Here is an 805-nt window from a genome sequence, read left to right on the forward strand (position 1 = left end):
ACCTTTCCCTCACGGTACTGGTTCACTATCGGTCACTAGGGAGTATTTAGCCTTGCCGGATGGTCCCGGCGGATTCCGACGGAATTTCACGTGGTCCGTCGTACTCAGGATACTGGTAATGTTAGTTAGGTTTTCGTCTACAGGATTCTCACCTTCTCTGATTGGCCTTCCCATGCCATTCGACTAACCTGCCTAAATCATAGGTCCCAGTCCTACAACCCCAAAGAGCAAGCTCTTTGGTTTGGGCTCTTTCCGTTTCGCTCGCCGCTACTCAGGAAATCGATTTTTCTTTCTCTTCCTACAGGTACTGAGATGTTTCAGTTCCCTGCGTCTACCTCTAACAAGCTATGTATTCACTTGAAAGTCATCATCGATCAAGATGATGGGGTTCCCCCATTCGGAAATCTCCGGATCAAAGCTTACTTACAGCTCCCCGAAGCATATCGGTGTTCGTCCCGTCCTTCATCGGCTCCTAGTGCCAAGGCATTCACCGTACGCCCTTATTCACTTAACCGTTGGTTAAGTTGTATGATGTGCGAAAAGTTTAATTAAACTCTTTCGGTTTTTTACTCTTGGTAAAATTGGTTTATATCTTTAACTGCTTCCTGGTGGTTGCAGTTAAAAATATGGTTATTACTTGCAGTATTCAGTTTTCAAAGAACAAGTTTGAGAGTTAGACCTCTCAAAACTGAACAAAGTGACGATTGTGTATTCCGTTATATCCTTAGAAAGGAGGTGATCCAGCCGCACCTTCCGATACGGCTACCTTGTTACGACTTCACCCCAATCATCTGTCCCACCTTCG

Annotated in this window: 2 rRNA genes; both read right to left on the reverse strand. The window is 45.3% G+C overall.

From position 1 onward, the window contains the following. Positions 1 to 514: ribosomal RNA gene (locus tag F6I03_RS09695) — 23S ribosomal RNA — on the reverse strand; the annotation flags it as partial. Between the two features lie 214 nt (positions 515 to 728). Continuing rightward, positions 729 to 805: ribosomal RNA gene (locus tag F6I03_RS09700) — 16S ribosomal RNA — on the reverse strand; the annotation flags it as partial.

The sequence above is a fragment of the Aerococcus sanguinicola genome (assembly GCF_008726925.1).
Taxonomy (GTDB): Bacteria; Bacillota; Bacilli; order Lactobacillales; family Aerococcaceae; genus Aerococcus.